14 protein-coding genes are annotated in these 16,501 nt (G+C 69.0%); 5 read left to right on the top strand and 9 right to left on the bottom strand.

The annotated features are described in order from the left end of the window. Positions 1 to 177: 177 nt before the first annotated feature. Entirely contained in the window at positions 178 to 606 is a 429-nt protein-coding gene (locus KVT39_RS21100; protein WP_217590120.1) for a pyridoxamine 5'-phosphate oxidase family protein, read from the top strand. 186 nt (positions 607 to 792) lie between these two features. Here the strand turns inward: KVT39_RS21100 and KVT39_RS21095 are convergent, their stop codons facing one another. Next, complete coding sequence (locus tag KVT39_RS21095) at positions 793 to 2,403, bottom strand: MFS transporter (RefSeq protein WP_217590119.1); 1,611 nt, start codon at positions 2,401 to 2,403, stop codon at positions 793 to 795. 155 nt (positions 2,404 to 2,558) lie between these two features. On the opposite strand from KVT39_RS21095, the gene KVT39_RS21090 reads away from it, so the two are divergent. Further along, positions 2,559 to 3,443, top strand: a complete 885-nt coding sequence (locus KVT39_RS21090) for a LysR family transcriptional regulator (protein WP_105390430.1) — start codon at positions 2,559 to 2,561, stop codon at positions 3,441 to 3,443. A gap of 30 nt (positions 3,444 to 3,473) precedes the next feature. On the opposite strand, the gene eutC is transcribed toward KVT39_RS21090, so the two are convergent. The 4 genes from eutC to KVT39_RS21070 form a co-directional block, all read right to left on the bottom strand. Beyond that, positions 3,474 to 4,268 (bottom strand): ethanolamine ammonia-lyase subunit EutC, encoded by a 795-nt coding sequence (eutC, locus tag KVT39_RS21085; RefSeq protein WP_105390389.1) that lies wholly within the window; start codon positions 4,266 to 4,268, stop codon positions 3,474 to 3,476. Beyond that, complete coding sequence (locus KVT39_RS21080; RefSeq protein ID WP_217590118.1) at positions 4,265 to 5,662, bottom strand: ethanolamine ammonia-lyase subunit EutB; 1,398 nt, start codon at positions 5,660 to 5,662, stop codon at positions 4,265 to 4,267. The genes eutC and KVT39_RS21080 overlap by 4 nt, the downstream gene beginning before the upstream one ends. A gap of 95 nt (positions 5,663 to 5,757) precedes the next feature. Continuing rightward, a complete protein-coding gene (gene eat, locus KVT39_RS21075; protein ID WP_034183857.1) occupies positions 5,758 to 7,170 on the bottom strand; it encodes an ethanolamine permease in 1,413 nt (470 codons plus the stop codon). A 186-nt stretch (positions 7,171 to 7,356) separates the two neighbouring features. Further along, positions 7,357 to 8,820 carry a mechanosensitive ion channel gene (locus KVT39_RS21070; RefSeq protein WP_217590117.1) on the bottom strand — a complete coding sequence of 488 codons (1,464 nt, stop codon included), beginning with the start codon at positions 8,818 to 8,820 and terminating at the stop codon, positions 7,357 to 7,359. A gap of 274 nt (positions 8,821 to 9,094) precedes the next feature. On the opposite strand from KVT39_RS21070, the gene KVT39_RS21065 reads away from it, so the two are divergent. Then, positions 9,095 to 9,973 carry a GyrI-like domain-containing protein gene (locus KVT39_RS21065; protein WP_217590116.1) on the top strand — a complete coding sequence of 293 codons (879 nt, stop codon included), beginning with the start codon at positions 9,095 to 9,097 and terminating at the stop codon, positions 9,971 to 9,973. A gap of 115 nt (positions 9,974 to 10,088) precedes the next feature. Here KVT39_RS21065 and KVT39_RS21060 read toward each other — a convergent pair whose 3' ends face one another. After that, the gene (locus tag KVT39_RS21060) at positions 10,089 to 10,430 is read right to left on the bottom strand and encodes a zinc ribbon domain-containing protein (RefSeq protein ID WP_217590115.1); all 342 of its coding nucleotides are present in this window, start codon (positions 10,428 to 10,430) and stop codon (positions 10,089 to 10,091) included. Positions 10,431 to 10,440: 10 nt separating this feature from the next. Continuing rightward, positions 10,441 to 13,017: a heavy metal translocating P-type ATPase gene (locus KVT39_RS21055; protein ID WP_217590114.1), complete on the bottom strand. Its 2,577-nt coding sequence runs from the start codon at positions 13,015 to 13,017 to the stop codon at positions 10,441 to 10,443. An 81-nt stretch (positions 13,018 to 13,098) separates the two neighbouring features. Between KVT39_RS21055 and cadR the strand changes: the two genes are divergently transcribed. Next, positions 13,099 to 13,530, top strand: coding sequence for a Cd(II)/Pb(II)-responsive transcriptional regulator (gene cadR / locus KVT39_RS21050; protein ID WP_034183852.1), 432 nt, complete (start codon positions 13,099 to 13,101; stop codon positions 13,528 to 13,530). A 68-nt stretch (positions 13,531 to 13,598) separates the two neighbouring features. Next, positions 13,599 to 14,171, top strand: coding sequence for a PadR family transcriptional regulator (locus tag KVT39_RS21045; protein WP_034183851.1), 573 nt, complete (start codon positions 13,599 to 13,601; stop codon positions 14,169 to 14,171). Between the two features lie 45 nt (positions 14,172 to 14,216). Here the strand turns inward: KVT39_RS21045 and KVT39_RS21040 are convergent, their stop codons facing one another. Further along, positions 14,217 to 15,647 carry an FAD-binding oxidoreductase gene (locus tag KVT39_RS21040; protein WP_217590113.1) on the bottom strand — a complete coding sequence of 477 codons (1,431 nt, stop codon included), beginning with the start codon at positions 15,645 to 15,647 and terminating at the stop codon, positions 14,217 to 14,219. Positions 15,648 to 15,662: 15 nt separating this feature from the next. Next, the gene (locus tag KVT39_RS21035) at positions 15,663 to 16,451 is read right to left on the bottom strand and encodes an ABC transporter substrate-binding protein (protein ID WP_034183849.1); all 789 of its coding nucleotides are present in this window, start codon (positions 16,449 to 16,451) and stop codon (positions 15,663 to 15,665) included. Between the last annotated feature and the right edge of the window lie 50 nt (positions 16,452 to 16,501).

Genomic DNA, 16,501 nt, shown 5'->3' with positions numbered 1-16,501 from the left:
ACGGCGGGTGTGCCGATTCGGAACACCGCGACTGCGCAGCGGCGTGGCCGGTGTTCGGATTTTTCACAGTGGCTGTGCCGGACCGTACAGGCATGCGGGCCGCGACGCGTGGCATGTCGCTTGCGTGCGAATCGCGCATCCCGTCCACACGCAGCGGCGTTCGCGCCGGCCGACACCATGAGCGACCCGGCCCCCCTGACCGACGACGCCGTCGCGTTCATCCGCGAGCAGGCGTTCCTGATCGTCGCGACCGCCGACGCGACGGGCGACAGCGACTGCTCGTACCGCGGCCGCCAGCCGCGCGCCGACGGCGCGTTCGAACCGCTCGTCGACATCCCCGACCGCCGCACGCTCGTGCTGCCCGACTTCGCAGGCAACAATCTGTTCAACACGATCGGCAACCTGCTCGTGAATCCGGCCGTCGCGCTGCTGTTCGTCGATTTCGTACGCCAGACGACCTGGCTCGTGCAGGGCCGCGCGACGATCGACGAGGATGCGGGAAGCCGCGCGCATCTGTGGCCCGACGCGCGGCGCTATGTGGTGATCGAGGTGGAGCACGCGCGGGCGCGCGTGGATGCGGCACTGCCGCCGCTGGTGCTGGCGTGATGTGATGCGATTGGCGGATCGTCAGCGTGCGAAGGCGGTGGTGTGCACTGCACGGGCGCTCCGGCGGCCATCGCCAAAGCACCCATGCGCGACGACGCGACGCTCAACGCGCAGATGCGGTGATACAGCACTGCACGGGCGCTCCGGCCGCCATCGCCAAAGCACCCATGCGTGACGACGCGACGCTCATCGCCCGTGCGTCTCCGCACAGGCCGGTTCGATCCGGCTGCGCGCGGGCGCGTCGGCAGGCGCATGCCCGTCCGCGTCGTCGTCCGCTTCAGCCGCCGGCCGCCCGCCGAGAAACACGAACACCACCACCGCGCACAGCACCGTGACGACGGCCAGCCCGGTCAGCAACCGGTCGAACGCATGCGTATAGCTCGCGAGCAGCGCCGCATGACCGACGCCCGGCAACGCAGCAGCCGCGCCCGCGAGATCGCCGGCCGCGAGCCGCGCAGCCGCACGCAGCGTCGCATCGGGCGTGCCGGCAGCACCAGCCGCCTGCCGCAGCCCCGTCTGAGCGAGCGCGGCCAGCACCGCGCCGACGATCGCGAGCGCGATCCCCTCGCCGGCCACGCGCGTCGTGCTGAAGATCCCCGTCGCCATCCCCGCGCGCTCCTTCGGCACGACGCTCACCGACAGCCCGTCCATCAGCCCCCACGGCATCCCGGCGCCGACGCCGATCGCAAGCATCGGCGCGATCGCCGCCGGCCCCGCGCCGCCGCGCAGCGCTTCACCCAGCCACATAAGCCCGCCGGCCGCGACCACCAGCCCGAGCGCCGAGATCACGCCGGCCGACAGCCAGCGCGTGAGCGTCGCCGCGATGAACGGCACGACGAGCATCGGCGCGGAGATCGCGAGCATCAGCCAGCCGGCGTCGATCTCGCTGAAGCCGTCGATGCCGATGAAGCGCAGCGGCAGCACGACGAGCAGCACGATGTAGCAGCAGCAGGTCGACACCGGCAGCACCTGCACGCCGACGAAGCGCGCGATGCGGAACAGCGACAGGTCGAGCATCGGCCGCGCGACGCGCGTCTCGATCGTCACGAACGCGCATGCGCCGAGCGCCGCGCCGGCCAGCAGCACGATCACGAGCACGCTGGTCCAGCCGCGCGCGGGCGCCTCGATCACGCCGAACGTGAATAGCGTCAGTGCGGCGGTGAACGCGGCCGTGCCGGGCCAGTCGAGCCCCGTCGCATGCGGGTCGCGCGACTCATGCATGCGCGGCAGCCCGAATGCGAGCGACAGCACGCCGGCCACCGCGCTCGTGACGAAGATCGCGCGCCAGCCGTAGTGCCCGATCAGGCCGCCGGCCAGCACGGGCCCGAACGCGAGCCCGATGCCGAAGGTCGTGCCGAGCAGGCTGAACGCGCGCGTGCGCGCCGCGCCGTCGAACTCCTGCGCGAGCGCGGCCGTGCCGCCCGCGAGCGCCGCGGCCGCCGCGAGCCCTTGCGCGGCGCGCAGCAGGTCGACCGCGAGCATCGACGGCGCGAACGCGAGCGCAACCGACATCAACGTGAAACCGCCGACGCCGATCGCGAACAGCCGCTTGCGGCCGAACTGGTCGGCCAGCGCGCCGGCCGCCATCAGGAAACTGCCGAACGCGAGCATGAACGCGTTGGTGATCCAGTTCATCGCGACCGTGCCGCCATGCAGGTCGCGGCCGATCGCCGGCGTCGCGACCGCGCCGCCCGAAAACGACAGCGGCAGCGCGACGGCGGCCATGCAGACGGCGGCCAGCACCCACGCGCGCCGGCGCGCCGAAACCGCCGATACGGCTGAAAACGGGTGATCCATCATCGCTCCTCGAAAAGCCGGCGCGGATGCGCCGCCAGAGCGACAGAAGATAAATCCGATTCAATCCGCGAAAAACCACGCGAAGTTCCACATATAACGGACTAGAATTCTGCAATTTACTCGGCCGCGCTCGTCGGCGCATGCACTTCGATTCGATGGAAAACCTGACCGGCATCGTCGCCTTCGTCCGCACTGCCGAAGCGCTGAGCTTCGTCGCGGCAGGCCGTGCGCTCGGCATCTCGGCGTCGGCGGTCGGCAAGACGATCGCGAAACTCGAGCAGTCGCTCGGCGTGCGCCTGTTCAACCGTACGACGCGGCGCGTCACGCTCACTGAAGAGGGGCGGCACTTCTACGAACGCTGCCAGCGGATCCTCGAGGATTTCCGCGATGCGGAAGCGACCGTGACGGCATCGGCGCAGCGCCCGCGCGGCAAGCTGCGCGTGAGCCTGCCGGTGATCGGCTACCGCTTCCTGCTGCCGGTGCTGCCCGAGTTCCGGCAGCGCTATCCGGACGTCGAGCTCGATCTCGATTTCAACGACCGGATGGTCGACGTCGTCGAAGGCGGCTTCGACGCTGTGATCCGCAGCGGCCCGCTGTCGGATTCGAGCCTGATGTCGCGGCGGCTCGGCCCGTTCGCATTCGTGCTGTGCGCGACGCCTGCGTATCTCGCGCGGGCCGGCACGCCGCACACGCCGCGCGATCTCGAAGCGCACGAATGCGTGCGCTATTGCTTCCCGACTACCGGCAAGCTGCAGGACTGGGCACTCGCGGCCGACGACGGCACGCCGCTGAAGCTGCGCACCGCGATGACCTGCAACAACATGGAAGCGCTGCGCGGCACCGTGCTCGCGGGGCTCGGCATCGGCTACATGCCCGATTTCCTCGCGCGCGACGCACTCGAACACGGCGCGCTCGTCACTGTGCTCGACGACTACCGGATCGCGCCGGGACAGTTCTCGATCGTATGGCCGTCGAGCCGGCAGTTGTCGCCGAAGCTGCGCGTGTTCGTCGATTTCCTGTGCGAGCGGCTGTTCAGGTAGCCGCGGCGCACGCAGTCGCGCAGCGCGCTGTCACGCCGCCCCGATCCGCTCCGCTTCCGCCTGCGGCAGCAGCGCGTCGCTGTCGTCCTTCAGCCCGACACCGGTCAGCCCGAGCCTGCGCGCATGCGTCATCAGGTAATGCAGCTTGTGCGCGGCGGCCGCGTGCGGCAGCCCTTCGGGCCGCACGTTCGAGATGCAGTTGCGCAGCGCGTCGTGGCAGCCGACCTTCGGCGCCCACGTCAGGTACACGCCGAGGCTGTCCGGCGAGCTGAGCCCCGGCCGTTCGCCGATCAGCATCGCAACCACCTTCGCGCGCAGCAGCTCGCCGATCTCGTCGCCGAGCGCGACGCGCGCCTGCTTCGCGACCACCACCGGGCCGATCCGCCAGCCGTCCGCATCGAGCCTTGGGCGCACGGCCTGCAGCAGCGGCAGCGCCTGCTTCGCGGCCGCGAACGCCGACAGCCCATCACCGACCACGAACACGACGTCGGGCGCATCGTCCAGCGCCGCGCCGTAACCGGCCAGCAGCCCGCGGCTGTCATCGGAAAGCTTGCGGCCGAGATCGGGCCGGCGCAGATAGTGGTCGCGGTCCGGAGCGGCGCTCTGCACGCCGAGCGTCGGCAACAGGCCGGCCGCCTCGATCTCGCGCCGCAGCGCGTCCGCGTCGAGCGGCTGGTGCACGGCGTCGCGCGCCTGCGCGTGCGACAGGTTGAAGGCCAGCAGCGGCGCGGTCGGCAGGCTGTTGCCCGCGCGGCCGAGCGCGATCCGCGCGTTCGTGAACGACTTCAGCTGGCCCCACGGATTTTTTTCGACGGCATCGCTCATGCTGGCAACCCCATCCAGTCGTTCGCGCCGGCCAGGAGCGGCACGTGGGCCGACGCGGCGCGCAGCGCGCCGTGCGCATCGGCGATCTCCATCGTCTCCAGCCACTCCTCGAACTCCGGCGCGCGGCGCAGGCCGAGCACCTCGCGCACGTAGAGCTGGTCGTGAAACGACGTGCTCTGATAGTTCAGCATCACGTCGTCCGCGCCCGGAATCCCCATGATGAAGTTGATGCCGGCCGCACCGAGCAGCGTCAGCAAGGTATCCATGTCGTCCTGGTCGGCTTCCGCGTGGTTCGTGTAGCAGATGTCGCAGCCCATCGGCACGCCGAGCAGCTTGCCGCAGAAGTGATCCTCGAGCCCCGCGCGGATGATCTGCTTGCCGTCGTACAGGTATTCGGGCCCGATGAAGCCGACCACCGTGTTCACGAGGAACGGCTCGAACTTGCGCGCTACCGCATACGCGCGCACTTCGCAGGTCTGCTGGTCGACGCCGTGATGCGCGTTCGCCGACAACGCACTGCCCTGGCCCGTCTCGAAGTACATGAGATTGTTGCCGACGGTGCCGCGCTTCAGCGACAACGCGGCCTCGCGCGCCTCGCCGAGCAGCGCGAGCGAGATCCCGAAGCTCGCGTTCGCCTTCTCGGTGCCCGCGATCGACTGGAACACGAGATCGACCGGCGCGCCCTTCTCGATCGCCGCGATCGTGTTGGTCACGTGCGTGAGCACGCACGACTGCGTCGGCACGCCGTAGCGTTCGCGGAACCCGTCGATCATCGCGAGCAGCTTCACGATCGCCGCGAGGCTGTCGGTCGCCGGGTTGATGCCGATCATCGCGTCGCCGCAGCCGTACATCAGCCCGTCGAGCATCGACGCGGCGATCCCCTTCACGTCGTCGGTCGGGTGGTTCGGCTGCAGCCGCACCGACATCCGGCCGGCGAGCCCGACCGTGTTGCGAAAGCGCGTGACCACGCGGCGCTTGCGCGCGGCCGCGATCAGGTCCTGGTTGCGCATCAGCTTCGACACGGCCGCGACCATCTCGGGCGTGAGGCCCGGCGCGATCCGTTCGAGCGCCGCACCGTCGGCCGCGGGCGACAGCAGCCAGTTGCGGAAATCGCCGACGGTGAGATGCGAGATTTCCGCGAACGCGGCAGCGTCGTGATCGTCGACGATCAGGCGCGTGACCTCGTCGTCTTCGTACGGGATCACCGCTTCGTTCAGGAACGCCTTCAGCGGCACGCCCGCGAGCGCGATCTTCGCGGCGACGCGCTCCTCCTCGCTTGCCGCCGCGACGCCGGCGAGCTGGTCGCCGGAACGCAGCGGGCTCGCCTTCGCGAGCAGCGTCTTCAGGTCCGCGAAGCGGTACGTGCGCGGACCGATCGTCTCCGTATAGGACATCGTGCGAGTCTCCTTCCTTGCCAAAAGCCGACGGCGCGCCCGTTCGACGGGGCGCGCCGGATGCCGTCAGGAACGGCCGTTTACCTTCGCCATGCTCACTCCTCCAGCAGCGCGTCGCCGGGCGCGCTCGCGCGCTGCGAACGGGTCGCGAGGAAGTACGCATAGCCCACCGCGAGGAAGCCGACGAACACCAGCGCGACCAGCCCGTTGAAGTACACCATCGTAGCGAGACAGACGAGCGCCGCAAGAATCGCGAATGCCGGGAAGATCGGGTACAGCGGTGCGCGGAACGGGCGCGCCATGTTCGGCTGCGAGCGGCGCAGCTTGAACAGCGACGCCATGCTCACGATATACATCACGATCGCGCCGAACACCGACATCGTCACGATGTTCGCGGTCAGCGTCTGCCCGCCGAACTGGATCAGCTCGTCGCTGTAGATCGCCGCGATGCCGACCACGCCGCCCGCGAGAATCGCGCGATGCGGGGTCTTGAAGCGCGGATGCACCTTCCCGAGCCACTCCGGCAGGTAGCCTTCGCGGGCCAGCGCGAAGATCTGGCGCGAATAGCCGAGGATGATCCCGTGGAACGATGCGACCAGACCGAACAGCCCCAGCCACACGAGCATGTGCATCCAGCCGCTGTTCGCGCCGACGATGTACTTCATCGCCTGCGGCAACGGGTCGTTGATGTTCGCGAGCTTGGTCCAGTCGCCCGCGCCGCCGGCGAACACCATCACGCCGATCGCGAGCGCGACGAGGGTCAGGATCCCGGCCACGTAGGCGATCGGAATCGAGCGCTTCGGGTTCTTCGCTTCCTCGGCGGCCATCGCGACGCCCTCGATCGCGAGGAAGAACCAGATCGCGAACGGGATCGCCGCGAACATCCCGTGGAAGGCGCCGACGCTGAAATGATCGGCGCCCGACCAGCCGCCCTTCATGAAGTTGCTCCACGCGAAGCCCGGCGACACGACGCCCATGAACACCAGCAGCTCGAAGATCGCGAGCAGCGTGACGACGAGCTCGAACGTCGCGGCAATCTGCACGCCGACGATATTCAGCGCCATGAACACGAGATACGCGCCCATCGCCGCGTGTTTCGGTTCGAGCCCCGGAAACTGCACGTGCAGGTATGCGCCGATCGCGAGCGCGATCGCGGGCGGCGCGAATACGAACTCGACGAGCGTCGCCGCACCGGCGAGATAACCGCCGGTCGGGCCGAATGCGCGGCGCGCATACGCGAACGGGCCGCCCGCGTGCGGGATCGACGTCGTCAGCTCGGTGAAGCTGAAAATGAAGGTCGTGTACATCGCCGCGACGAACAGCGCGGTGACGACGAAACCCAGCGTACCGGCGCTCGCCCAGCCGTAGCTCCAGCCGAAGTATTCGCCGGAAATCACGAGGCCGACCGCGATGCCCCACAGTTGCCAGGTCCCGAGCGTCTGCTGCAGCGCGGGCTGGCCGGACGACTTGGCGCCGGCGGCGGGCCGGCCATTCGACTCTGCTTTCATCGGACTTTCTCCTCAAATGCGCCGGGCCTGACGGCCTGCGCGACTGAGAATCGATGCTAGAGAGTCATTAAACGACGTGTTATCGAAATTCGGCAAAGATCGCGGCTGACATTTCGCTGACGGAAACGCCAACCGCGATCGTTGCGAGCGCCATCCGGCCGCACGAAGCGGCCGGGTCTCCCACACTTACTGGCCGCCGCTGCGCTGGTTGAACCAGCGGTCGAGCAGCTTGCCGGCCGCTTCGCGGCCGCCGAGGCCGAACGACAGCGCGACAGCCACCGCGATCGCGCCGAGCACCAGGCCGAACGCGAGCTGCACGATCTCGTTCGCGATGCCCATCGCGCGCAGCCCCATCGCGAACACGAGGCCGAGGATCGCGAATTGCGCGATGCGCGCGAACAGCACGCTGTGCTCGCGATCGGCCTGCTCGATCACGCGGCGCGCGAGGCCCGCGAGCCACACGCCGATCACGAGGATCACGCCGCCCATCAGCACATGGCCGCCGAATTCGATGAACAGCGTGACGACGTCGCGCACCTGCGAGAAGCCGAGCCGGTTCGCGGCTTCGACCGACGCGAACAGCATCGCGAAGAACACGATCAGCCGCGCGACCAGCACCGACGGCTGCAGGATCCCCGAGAACACGCGCTCGACGCCGAGCACGGCCGGCAGCCCGTCGGCGCCGGCGGCTTCCAGCAGCTTCTGCGCGAGCGACGCGACGAAGCGCGCGAAGTAGAACGTGACGAGCACGATCACGATCGCCGCGACGATGTCCGGCACCGCGCCGAGGAACTGGTTCAGCATGTTGGTCGCGGGGCCCGAGATCGCGTCGATCTTCAGCGCGTCGAGCGCGGAGATCAGCGTCGGCACGAACACGAACACGTAGACGATCGTGCCGATCAGGCTCGACACGCGCACCGGCGTCGGGCTGTCGAGACGCTGCGTGAGGCGGTCGGCGCCGGCGGCGACGAGCAGGTTCGTCACGAGGCCGCGCAGCACGCGCGCGACGACCCAGCCGACGAAGCCGATCACCGCGGCGGCGAACAGGTTCGGCACGATCGCGAGCAGCTTGTCGACCATCCCCTGCACCGGCGACAGCAGGCCCGACAGCGCGAACGACGCGAGGATCGCCGGCAAGAACATCAGGATCACGAGCCAGAACAGCACGTCGCCGAGATAGCCGCTCATCGGCTGCATGCCCGCACCTTCGGACAGCTTGTCGTCGATCTTGCTGGCCCTCAACGCGCGGTTCGCGAGGCTGCGCAGCAGCGACGCGATCAGCCACGCGATCAGCGTCAGCGCCGCGCCGCCGATCAGGTTCGGCAGGTAGTTGACGATATGCGTGACGAGCAGCGAGAACGGATTGGAAACCGCGTACAGGTTGAGCACGTTGAAGATGCCCACCGCGGTGACGAGCAGCACGAGCCAGAACAGGCCGCCGGCGATGATCCGCTCGACGTACGCGCCCTGGCCGGTGCTTTCGTTGATCCGCTGATCGACCTTCAGCGCGCTGAGCAAGCGCAGCGCGCCGGCCCGCGCCACCACCGCGATCAGCCAGCCGATCACCAGGATGCCGATCGCGCCGGCGATCTTCGGCAGATATCCGCCTAGCGTGGTCTGCAGCGACGTGATGAAGCTGGAAGCATCCATTTCTTGTTCTCCCGAAAACGTGGCGTTGCGATTGAACATCGACGAACTACCTGCGTACTTCGAATGGCGCGCGTTGCCGCTTGAGCAACTTACCCGAGAAAAATGACGCCTTCACCCGATTTCACCGTCTTTAACTTTAGTCATAGATCGCAGGGGGACAAGACCCCATTTCGGCAAATAAAAAGGGGCGGATTTGTCGACCGCTACGCATTTCCGCAAGATTTATCCATTCGGGCCGTGCTACCGTGCCTTCGGTTCTTGCCCGGACACGCCGATGACAGTCGAAACGAAAACCGAAAAGCCCGCATGGGTCCGCTATGCGGCCAGCGTGGCGCGCGTCCACGAATACATCCGCGCGCACCTCGACGGCCCGCTCGACCTGAACCGGCTCGCCGAGGTCGCGTGCCTGTCGCCGTATCACTGGCAGCGCGTCTACCGCGCGCTGTACGGCGAGTCGATCGTGCTGACGGTGCGGCGGATGCGGATCGTGCGTGCGTCCGAGGATCTCGTCTGCACGGCGCGGCCGCTCGACGAGATCGCGCGGCGCGCGGGCTACGGTTCGACGCACGCGTTTTCCCGGGCGTTTCGCGACGCATACGGCGTACTGCCCGCGCAGCACCGGCGCACGGGCGTTCACCGGCCCATCTATCCGCTACAAAGAGGAGAGGAAGACATGTTCAAGCATGAAGTCGAAATCCGGCGCCTGCCGGAACTGCGCGGCTACGCGGTGGCGCACACGGGCGCGTACCTGAAGGTCGGCGACGCGTTCGCGCGAATCGGCGCGTGGGCCGGGCAACACGGGCTGATCGGCCCGGGCGCGAAGATGATCGGGATTTTCTACGACGATCCGGACACGACGCCGGAAGCGCAACTGCGCGCGAAGGCCTGTTTCATGCCAGCCGACGGTGCGCCGGACGTCGAGCCCGTGCCGCCTGTCGAACGCGCGACGGTAGCAGGCGGCGAATATGCGGTGCTGCTGCATACGGGGCCGTATGCGGACCTGAAGACGGCCTACCAGTGGCTCTACGGCGACTGGCTGCGTCACTCGGGCCGCGAAGCCGCCGACGCGCCGCCGTTCGAGCTGTACCTCAATACGCCGATGGATGCGGCGCCGGCCGACCTGCGCACCGAGATTTACCTGCCGCTGCGCTGATCGAAGGGCCGGGACGCTTGGGCGAGCCGGCGCGCTGTTCCAGGGCGACGCCAGTTCCAGAGGCCATGCCGTCGGCGACGATTCTGACGCGGGCAACCAGGCCGGCGATTGCACGTTAGCCGGCCTGTGTCCCGCAGCCCGGGCAGAAGCGCGCGTCGGCGGCCAGCGCCGCGTGGCAGCGGCTGCAAGCCCTGCCGCGTTGCGCCGTACCGCACTGCGCGCAGAAGCGCGCATCGGCCGCGTTGAGCGCGCCGCAGCCCGCGCAGGCGAGCTGGCTCAGCGGCGCGTTGCCGCCCTGGCCGCCTTGACCATCGGTCGGTGCCTGCCAGCCCCAGCCGTGACGATCGCGGCCACGCGCATCGTGGCCGCCGTGCCCGTCCCGGCGCTGCCCGCCGTGATGCCCGCCACCGCCACCGCTGTTGCCGTGCCCGCCCAGGATCCGTTTCAGAAAACTCATCGCACGCTCCTCAACGCGTGGCCTGCGCGCCGCCGAACGCCCCGGAGGACGACAGCAGCCGCAAGCCGTTGGCGACGACGATCAGGCTCGCGCCCGCATCCGCGAATACCGCCATCCACATCGTGCCGAGCCCCGCGACCGTGAGGCCGAGGAACACGATCTTCACGCCGAGCGCGAAACCGATGTTCTGCACCAGCACGCGGTGCGTCGCGCGCGACAGCCGCACGAACGCGGGAATCTTGCGCAGGTCGTCGTCCATCAGCGCGACGTCGGCCGTCTCGATCGCCGTGTCGGTGCCCATCGCGCCCATCGCGAAACCGATGTCGGCGCGCGCGAGCGCCGGCGCGTCGTTGATCCCGTCGCCGACCATCCCGACCGCGCCCGCGCCGCCGGCCGACAGTTCCTCGACCGCCGCGAGCTTGTCCTCGGGCAACTGGTTGCCGCGCGCGTCGTCGATGCCGGCCTGCTGCGCGATGGCTTGCGCGGTGTGCGGGTTGTCGCCCGTCAGCATCGCGGTGCGGATGCCGAGCGCATGCAGGTCGGCGATCGCGTCGCGGCTCGTGTCCTTGATCGTGTCGGCCACCGCGAAGATGCCGAGCACGCGCGTGTCGTCGACCAGCACCACGACGCTCTTGCCCTGCCGCTCGAGCGCATCGAGCTTCGTTTCGAGGGCCGGCGAGCAGCGCTCGAGTTCCTCGACGAGCCGGTGGTTGCCGAGCCAGTAGCGCGCGCCGTCGATCGTGCCGCGCACGCCGCGCCCGACCAGTGCTTCGAAGTCCTGCACATCGGCGAACGCCGCCGTTCCGGCGTCGCGCGCCGCGGCCGCGATCGCCTGCGACACCGGGTGATCCGAGCGCGCGGCGAGGCTCGCGCCGAGGTGCCGGATACGCTCGGCATCGACGTCGGCCGCATGCGCGTCGAAGTCGGTCTGCACCGGCTTGCCGTGCGTGATCGTGCCGGTCTTGTCGAGCGCGAGCCACGCGAGCTTGCGTCCTTCTTCCAGATAGACGCCGCCCTTCACGAGAATCCCGCGCCGCGCCGCGGCCGCGAGCCCCGACACGATCGTCACCGGCGTCGAGATCACCAGTGCGCACGGGCATGCGATCACGAGCAGCACCAGCGCGCGGTAGATCCAGTCGTGCCACGCGCCGCCCATCACGAGCGGCGGCACCACCGCGACCAGCAGCGCGACCGCGAACACGATCGGCGTATAGACGCGCGCGAACTGGTCGACGAAGCGCTGCGTCGGCGCCTTCGCGCCCTGCGCCTCCTCGACCGCGTGGATGATCCGCGCGAGCGTCGAGTTGGCGGCGACGGCCGTCACGCGGTATTCGAACGAACCCGCTTCGTTGATCGTGCCTGCGTACACGGCATCGCCGGCCGTCTTTTCGACAGGCAGGCTCTCGCCGGTGATCGGCGCCTGGTTGACCGTCGAGCGGCCGGCAACGACTTCGCCGTCCAGCCCGATCCGCTCGCCCGGCTTCACGCGCACGACCGCGCCGAGCGCGACCTGCGCGGCCTCGATGGTGCGCCACGACCCGTCGGCATCCTGCACGGTCGCGGCGTCCGGCGCGAGCTGCATCAGGCCCTGGATCGCATTGCGCGCGCGGTCGAGCGACTTCGCCTCGATCAGCTCGGCGATCGTGAACAGCACCATCACCATCGCGGCTTCCGGCCACTGGCCGATCGCCATCGCGCCCGTCACCGCGATGCTCATCAGCGCGTTGATGTTCAGGTTGCCGTTGCGAATCGCGATCCAGCCCTTCTTGTACGTAGTGAGCCCGCACGCGAGCACCGCCGCGAGCGCGAGCGCCGCCGACAGCCACACGGGCAGGCCGGCCCAGGTCGCCCCCTCGGACGCGATCGCGGCAACGCCCGCCAGCGCCAGCGGCCACCAAGGCTTCGCGGGCGCGTCGGCGACGCGCGCCGCCGGCGCGCCGGCCGCTGCCGCCTCGGGCGTCATCCCAAGCGTGCGGATCGCGCTTTCGATCGCCGGTTGGGCGCCCGGCACGTGCTCGACGGTCAGCATCCGCTGCATCAGGTTGAATTCGAGCGCCGACACCTCGCTCATCCCGCCGAGCTTCTTGCGGATCAGCGTTTCCTCGGTCGGGCAGTCCATCTGCATGATCCGGAACGCGGAGCGCACGTGGCCCGATGCGGTCGCCTGCGCGACCGGCAGCGGTGCGAGCGTCAACGCGGCGGGGGCGCAGCAGTCGCCGGCGGCGTGGTCGTGGTCGTGGTCGTGGTCGTGACCGGCATGATCGTGCGCGGCGTGGCCGTGCGAGCACGCGGCACCGTGTACATGTGCGCCGCCGTGCGCATGATCGTGATCGTGGTCGTGGCCTGCATCGTCATGACCGGCATGGTCGTGCGAGCACTCGGCACCGTGCCGATGCGCGTCGCCGCGTGCAGGGTCGTGATCATGGTCATGGCCGCGCGATGCGGCGTCGCCGTGCGCGTGCTCGCCGGCCGCCGGCGCCGCGTTGGCAACGGTCGCCGCGTGCGTGTCGCGCGCGTCGGCGCAGCACGTGTCGGCGCCGCCGGCATGGCGGTGTCGTGGGTCGTGGGTACGCTGGGCGTCGGTCATGACAACCTCCTTTATGGCTTGACGGTGTAGAGTTAACACCCTGAAGCCACTACAAGGTCAACCCTTACACGGGAGAAAGGCATGAAGATTGGCGAACTGGCCAAAGCGGCCCGCTGCACGCCCGAGACGATCCGTTTCTACGAGAAAGAGGGGCTGATGCCGGACGCGGAGCGCACCGACGCGAACTACCGCAACTACACCGACGTGCACGTGGAACGGCTGCGCTTCATCCGCAACTGCCGCGCGCTCGACATGGCGCACGACGAGATTCGCGCACTGCTGCGGCTCACCGACACGCCGGCCGACCGCTGCGATTCGATCAATTCGCTGCTCGACGACCACATCGGACACGTCGACGCGCGCCTCGCGGAACTCACGCATCTGCGCGACCAGCTCACCGAATTGCGCCGCCAGTGTGTCGGCGAGCATTCGGTCGAGGATTGCGGAATCGTGCACGGTCTCGCGACGATGGAAACCGTCGCGCCGGCCGCGAAGCGCTCGCACCTCGGCTGAAACCCTTGTGAAATAAGATAGTCTGGCTGAGAATAGTTATGTTCTTACTAGATATAGCCTAACTATTCATGTCAACGAGCCGCCCGTCCCCGCTCGCACTGGCCGTCCTCGCGACGCTCACCGAAACGCCGATGCATCCGTACGGGATGCTGCAGCAACTGAAGGCCCGCGGGTACGACGAAGTCGTCAACGTGCGGCAGCGCACGAGCCTCTATCAGACGATCGACCGGCTGCTGCGCGACGGGCTGATCGCCGTGCACGACACCGAGCGCGACGGCGCCTTTCCCGAGCGCACGCTGTATGCGCTGACCGAGGCCGGGCACACGGCGGGCCAGGCGTGGCTGCATGCACTGCTCGCGGAGCCCGCGCGCGAATATCCGGTGTTCGGTGCCGGCCTCGCGTTCCTGCCGCTGCTCGATGCCGAAGATGCACGACACCAGCTCGAACTCCGGATTACCCGGCTCGACGCCGAGCGCGAGCGTCTGGAAGCGCTGCGCAACGCCGCGCAGGCCGACCAGGTGCCGCGCCTGTTCCTGCTGCAGAACGAACACGCGCTCGTGCTGCTCAATGCGGAGCTCGACTGGGCGCGCAGCGTCGTCGAACACCTGAAGATCGGCGCGCTGCGCTGGGTGGACGGCTGACAAGTAACGAAGGCTGACTCACGCCAGCAACGGGAATCGCCTCGGTCAAAGCACCTTGCCGGGATTCAGGATGCCGCGCGGGTCCAGCGCAGCCTTCAGGCACCGCATCAGCCCGATTTCAGCGTCGCTGCGCGTGTGCGCGAGATAAGGACGTTTGAGCACCCCGATCCCGTGCTCGGCCGACACCGAGCCACCCATGTCCCGCACCACCGCGTACACGCAGTGATCGAGCGCGTCGGCGTCCGCGTCGGTCATCCCGGCCAGCGACACGCCGATATGCACGTTGCCGTCGCCGACATGGCCGAAGAACAGGCACGTGAGCGCCGGCCAGCGCGAGCGCAGCGCCGCCTCGCAGCGTTCGGCGAACGCGCCGAGCTCGCCCGTCGGCAAACTCACGTCGAAGTTGACGAGTTGCGGCAGCGCATCGATCGCGAGGCCTTCGCGCAGCGTCCACAGGTCGCGCGCCTGCCGCTCCGACGTCGCGAGCACCGCATCGTCCACGAGCCCTGCGTCGATCCCCGCCGCGAGGCCGGTTTCCAGCACGTGATGCGCATCGCCGCCCGGCGCGCTCGTCGCGCACTCGATCAGCACCGCGAAACCGCCGTCACCTGCGAATGGCGCAGTGACGCCCGGCGTGTGGCGCGCGACGTAGTCATAGAACGCCGGCCACATCGCCTCGAAGCTGACGACCTCGGGCAGCGTGCGCACGCGGTTCCACAATCCGACCACCGCGTCGTAGTCGCGCACGCGGCAGAGTGCGGTGGCCGGCGCGGCGAGCAACGGATGCAGCCGCAGCACGGCGCGCGTGACGACGCCGAGCGTCCCCTCGCTGCCGATGAACAGCTGCTTCAGGTCGTAGCCCGCGTTGTTCTTCAGCATCCGGTTCATCGACGACACGACCGTGCCGTCCGCGAGCACGGCCTCGAGCCCGAGCACCTGCTCGCGCATCATCCCGTAGCGGATCGCGCGCGTGCCGCCCGCATTGGTCGCGAGCATGCCGCCGATCTGGCACGAGCCGCGCGCACCGAGATCGACGCCGAACGTGAAGCCCGCCGCTTCCGCGGCTTCCTGCACCATCTGCAGCGGCGTCCCGGCGCGCACGGTCATCGTGCCGGCCGCCGCGTCGAGCGCTTCGATGCCTGCGAAGCGTTCCATCGACAACACGACCTCGCCGCCGAGCGCGACCGCGCCGCGTGCGAGCCCCGTCAACCCGCCTTGCGGCACGACCGGCTGGCCGAGCCGCGTGCACAGCGCGAGCGTGCGCGACACGTCGTCGACGCTGCGCGGGCGCACCAGCGCACGCGGCCGCACGCCGGCCGGCTCGTTGTACGCGGTGAAGTAGCGCGGATCGATGTCGGCCGCGCGCGTGACGAGCGCGTCGCCCAGTTCGGCGACGAGCACGGCATCGAGCGCATCGTCCGACAGCGGCGCGCCGCCCTGTGCGCCGCCCGCGGCGGCCGGGGTCGGGTTCTGCATCGCGCGCGGCCCCGCTTACTTCGTCGAGATGTCGATATCGCCGAAATACTTCAGGCCGAGCGACTTCACCGTGCCGTCCGCCTTCAGCTTGTCGATCGCCGCGTCGAGCTTCGCCTTCAGCGCGTCGTCGCCCTTGCGCAGGCCGAATGCGATGCCGCTGCCGAGGATCCGGTCGTCATGCACGGGCTGGCCGACGAACGAGAAGCCCTTGCCGTCCGGGCGCGACAGGAAGCCGCGCTGGCCGGACGGCGCGAGCACCAGCGTCGCGTCGAGGCGGCCCGCCACGAGGTCCGCATACGCCTGGTTCTGGTCCTGGTACGCGACGACCGCGACGCCGGCCGGTTCCCAGTGCGCCTTCGCGAAGGTTTCCTGGATCGACGCCTGCAGCACGCCGACGCGCTTGCCCTTCAGCGATTCGGGCGTCGGCAGCAGGCCGCTGCCGGTGCGCGCGATCAGCTGGGTCGGCACGCGATAGATGATCGTCGTGAAGTCGATCGCCTGGCGCCGCTGCTCGGTCGCGTTCATCGCCGAGTTGATCGCGTCGAACTTGCGGCCCTTCAGCGCGGGAATCAGGCCGTCGAACGACGTCTCGACCCATTTGCACGACAGCTTCGCCGTCTGGCAGACGGCATTGCCGACGTCGATGTCGAAGCCCTGCAGGTCGCCGTTCGGCGCTTTCGATTCGAACGGCGGGTATTGCGCCTCGAGGCCGAAGCGCAGCGTCTGCGTATCGGCGAGCGCCGCGCCGGAGCCGATTGCGCACGCGAGTGCGAATGCGAGTTTCAGGGTTGCCGTGTGCTTCATCGTGATCTCCTGGGTCTGGTCGATGCGACGTCCTCGTCGCCGGTTTCCTT

It is taken from the genome of Burkholderia sp. GbtcB21, assembly GCF_019091065.1.
Classification (GTDB): Bacteria; Pseudomonadota; Gammaproteobacteria; order Burkholderiales; family Burkholderiaceae; genus Burkholderia; species Burkholderia pyrrocinia_C.
This window is presented reverse-complemented; position numbering and strand designations above follow the sequence as displayed.

Coding starts and splice junctions, on each gene's coding strand:
- KVT39_RS21100 (WP_217590120.1), top strand. CDS start 178: ATGAGCGACCCGGCCCCCCTGACCGACGACGCCGTCGCGTTCATCCGC.
- KVT39_RS21095 (WP_217590119.1), bottom strand. CDS start 2,403: ATGGATCACCCGTTTTCAGCCGTATCGGCGGTTTCGGCGCGCCGGCGC.
- KVT39_RS21090 (WP_105390430.1), top strand. CDS start 2,559: ATGGAAAACCTGACCGGCATCGTCGCCTTCGTCCGCACTGCCGAAGCG.
- eutC (WP_105390389.1), bottom strand. CDS start 4,268: ATGAGCGATGCCGTCGAAAAAAATCCGTGGGGCCAGCTGAAGTCGTTC.
- KVT39_RS21080 (WP_217590118.1), bottom strand. CDS start 5,662: ATGTCCTATACGGAGACGATCGGTCCGCGCACGTACCGCTTCGCGGAC.
- eat (WP_034183857.1), bottom strand. CDS start 7,170: ATGAAAGCAGAGTCGAATGGCCGGCCCGCCGCCGGCGCCAAGTCGTCC.
- KVT39_RS21070 (WP_217590117.1), bottom strand. CDS start 8,820: ATGGATGCTTCCAGCTTCATCACGTCGCTGCAGACCACGCTAGGCGGA.
- KVT39_RS21065 (WP_217590116.1), top strand. CDS start 9,095: ATGACAGTCGAAACGAAAACCGAAAAGCCCGCATGGGTCCGCTATGCG.
- KVT39_RS21060 (WP_217590115.1), bottom strand. CDS start 10,430: ATGAGTTTTCTGAAACGGATCCTGGGCGGGCACGGCAACAGCGGTGGC.
- KVT39_RS21055 (WP_217590114.1), bottom strand. CDS start 13,017: ATGACCGACGCCCAGCGTACCCACGACCCACGACACCGCCATGCCGGC.
- cadR (WP_034183852.1), top strand. CDS start 13,099: ATGAAGATTGGCGAACTGGCCAAAGCGGCCCGCTGCACGCCCGAGACG.
- KVT39_RS21045 (WP_034183851.1), top strand. CDS start 13,599: ATGTCAACGAGCCGCCCGTCCCCGCTCGCACTGGCCGTCCTCGCGACG.
- KVT39_RS21040 (WP_217590113.1), bottom strand. CDS start 15,647: ATGCAGAACCCGACCCCGGCCGCCGCGGGCGGCGCACAGGGCGGCGCG.
- KVT39_RS21035 (WP_034183849.1), bottom strand. CDS start 16,451: ATGAAGCACACGGCAACCCTGAAACTCGCATTCGCACTCGCGTGCGCA.